Genomic DNA, 1,201 nt, shown 5'->3' on the forward strand with positions numbered 1-1,201 from the left:
GCAGTCATAAGGCACATGCCGAGTGGACGCCTGAGCGAATCCATCGATGGGCATTAAAAACGGGGGAAGATACCGCTCGTTACATCGAATACATGATTGCAGCCCGGGCATTTCCAGAGCAAGCCTTTCGTTCCTGCCTGGGGTTGATGAGGCTTGCCCAGCGTTTTGGGGCAGACCGACTTGATAACGCATGTACTATTGCTCTGGAAGCAGGAATGACACGCTATCAACAGGTAGAGCGTCTGCTGAAAAACAATATGGACCTGGTCAAGACGCCATCCAAAACGACCACTCCGGTCATCTCTCATCACAACAACCTTCGTGGTTCTAATTACTACCAATAGGAGAAACAACCATGTTAAACAATCCAACACTTGATAAACTTCGTTCCTTAAAACTAACCGGCATGGCTGATGCGTTTACAGAGCAACTCAAAAGACCCGTTAATGATCTGGACTTTGAGGAACGGCTTGGTTTATTGGTTGAGCGCGAGTATCTGTTACGTGACAATCGAAAAATGGAGCGAAGACTCAAACAAGCCAGACTACAGCTCAATGCCTGCATGGAAGATATAGACTTTAAGCATCCTCGTGGCCTGAACAAATCCGCCGTGCTGGAACTGTTTCGCTGCCAGTGGGTATCACAACATCTTAATCTGCTGATTACCGGTCCAACCGGCTGCGGAAAAACATACATCGCCTGCGCATTAGCTCATAAAGCCTGTATTACAGGATTCTCTTCCCGATATTACCGTCTCCCACGATTATGGAATGAACTTAAGATTGCCAAGGCCAATGGAAGTTATCCCAACTGGCTCGCCTCCATCGCAAAAGTCGATGTGCTCGTCCTGGATGACTGGGGACTGGTGGCCCCGGATGAAGAACAAAGAAGAGATTTACTGGAAATACTTGAAGACAGATATCAGAAACGCTCAACCATCATTACCAGCCAGCTGGCTGTTGCTCTATGGCATGAACACCTTGGGGATGCAACACTTGCAGATGCCGTCCTTGATAGACTCGTTCATAACTCAATCAGAATAGAACTCAATGGTGAATCCATGCGAAAAACAAAAAAATCTTTACAGACTAAACCCCTTTAAAAGATAATCCACTGCGTGAGGCGTTGAAGTGATCAAATACTCCGGAATCGGTGATCAAATGCCTAACGGAATTAGTGATCAAGTCCTCCGGAATACGCA

At 46.8% G+C, this 1,201-nt stretch carries 1 protein-coding gene and 1 pseudogene; both read left to right on the plus strand.

Annotation, left to right across the window (positions count from 1 at the left end; translation table 11 throughout):
- Positions 1-344: pseudogene (locus CC34_RS01000000116435) on the plus strand (IS21 family transposase); the annotation flags it as partial.
- A gap of 11 nt (positions 345-355) precedes the next feature.
- Positions 356-1,102 (plus strand): IS21-like element helper ATPase IstB, encoded by a 747-nt coding sequence (gene istB, locus CC34_RS0110115; protein ID WP_028379467.1) that lies wholly within the window; start codon positions 356-358, stop codon positions 1,100-1,102.
- Positions 1,103-1,201 lie beyond the last annotated feature (99 nt).

Source organism: Legionella pneumophila subsp. fraseri (assembly GCF_000586315.1).
Classification (GTDB): Bacteria; Pseudomonadota; Gammaproteobacteria; order Legionellales; family Legionellaceae; genus Legionella; species Legionella pneumophila_B.

Bases quoted from the DNA above. Each gene is read 5' to 3' on its own strand.
- istB (WP_028379467.1), top strand. From the start codon at position 356: ATGTTAAACAATCCAACACTTGATAAACTTCGTTCCTTAAAACTAACC.